This is a genomic window from Xanthomonas sp. SHU 166, from assembly GCF_000364685.1.
GTDB lineage: Bacteria > Pseudomonadota > Gammaproteobacteria > Xanthomonadales > Xanthomonadaceae > Xanthomonas_A > Xanthomonas_A sontii.
Window position 1 is genome coordinate 1 of record NZ_AQOJ01000052.1, and the last position, 1906, is coordinate 1906.

Below are 1906 nucleotides of genomic sequence, written 5' to 3' on the forward strand. Positions count from 1 at the left end.
CTTGCGGCGCTTTTTTTGTGGGCGATGACGTGCCCGGGTGGAATGGCGCAGGTCCCGTGCCTGCATGCCCCAAAGGACATGACACGCTCCAGGTGTCGCACGCCGGCTTGCCGGACGGATCGTGCAGGTGCTTCCTGCCCCGGGTCGATGTCCGTGCGGTCGCGACGGCACTGTTCAGGCTGGGGGGCCGGATGGACTCAAGACCTGCCTGGCCTGAAGCCAATTCGATGCACTGCTATTGCCGGCATTGCTCCGCGAAAAGCTTCGGATAGTTCATTCTGGGGTCGATGCTTTTCAGGGGAATGGGCGTGGTGTTTTCGATTTCCTTTCCATCGAGGCCGATAAGCCTTGCGTGACATTCCTTGTCGATCACCACAAGGCAGGTCTTGCCGAAGATGGATTTGTCTTTGACGAGCGTTGCGGATAGGTTGAAAAAAAGCCACGGACACTCGAATTCCGTCACGATCCTGCTGCCGTCCTCGTTGAGGATCGTCAGGCACGGCGGCTGATGATCGCGTACCGGCAGCGCAAGGCACAGAATTTTCTTGTCGATGTACTTCGGGTGTCTGGTCGAGGACTTGCCGAAATACGAGGGTTTCTGTCCTGCAATGTAATAAAAGTCCCCGTAGTTATTGCCTTTCCTGTCGATCAGTACATCGCATGCCTCATAGCGGTTGAAATACCAGTGCGAAGATATAAAAATGGGTTTATCCAGAATTCTGTGAGTGATTCCCATGCCTCGTTGTGAGAGGTCGAAACAGGTGTCTCCGCCGCCATGTCCCCAGGCCGTTTCAAAATCTACCAGCGGTTCTCCCTCGGCGGTATATAGCTGGAATACTTTGCGTGTGTAGTGATCGATGGGGTTTTCGTCGTCGCGAATCCAGATCGAAAAAAAGTGCTCCGCGCCGCGCACGCGATGAACAGAAAATGGTTCTTCCCTGTAAGGGCCTTCCCATAGTTCCCTGAGTTCGTTTCTAAGCGTGTCGTAGAGGTGGATGGTGACACGGGACAAGGGATTGTCCTTGTCCTTGGCCACTTGCAGCAACAGTCGTTGCGGCGTTATGGGAGCTGCATACAGGATGAGCTCGTCTTCAAGCAAGCGAACAAGGTTGCCGTTCCGAAAGGAGAAAATCGAGTTGGTAATGAATTTCCCTGAAAAATGGATTTCTATCCAGTAATCGATCTGACGATTGAAATCCGTTTCCCACTTGTCCCAGCTGTAGGGGAAGTGGCTTCCATTCAAGTCGGCGAACGTCTCTTCGGGCGATTGGTAGACGATGTCTCCATTGCTTTCGATCAGGTATGTCTTGTTCTCTTCGCCGGCTGCGTAATACAGGCCAAGCTTTTCCAGCCAGAAGAAATAGAGGTCCGGGTACTTGTCCTGTAGCGTAAGGCAATCCATATCTGCTCGTTTTTGAGTTGCAAATGGAGGGATGTTGGACGGTCATTGGCTGCGCATCGGCCTTGCGTGGCCAGTTTTCCGCCGTTTTCGTTGCGTCTTTATTGCTTTCCTCGACTTTCGCATGCAAGCCGGGGTGGTCGCTTGCCGCATCCACGATGATTGCATCGGTCCCAACGCGAGATCCACTCTTCATGGCCGGAGTGGTTCTGCGAGAGCCGATGGAGTCCTTGCGCCGTGTTTCAGGCCCGCCAGCGCATGTCGTCACTGTGCTCGTCGGGTCGACACTGACCAGGGCCGGTTCGCTGAGGTGCGTGCGGCGACCTTGTCCAGGTGCTGGAGTGGTCTCGGCCATGCGACTGGCTGGATGCGTCTGTTCCCGTGCAGCGCTCGGCCCGTTCTGGCGCTGTCGCGTACACAGGTCGAGGCCACAACGCAAAAGGAGCGCTCACGCGCTCCTTTTGCGTTGCGGCGAGCCGCTGGCCCTGCCGCGGCGGGTCGGCTGCC

Annotated in this window: 1 protein-coding gene; it reads right to left on the reverse strand. The window is 55.9% G+C overall.

Features of this window, described 5'->3' with window-relative positions; translation table 11 throughout:
• Window positions 1-235: 235 nt before the first annotated feature.
• Entirely contained in the window at window positions 236-1402 is a 1167-nt protein-coding gene (locus D180_RS02330; protein WP_017911513.1) for a hypothetical protein, read from the reverse strand.
• Window positions 1403-1906: the final 504 nt, after the last annotated feature.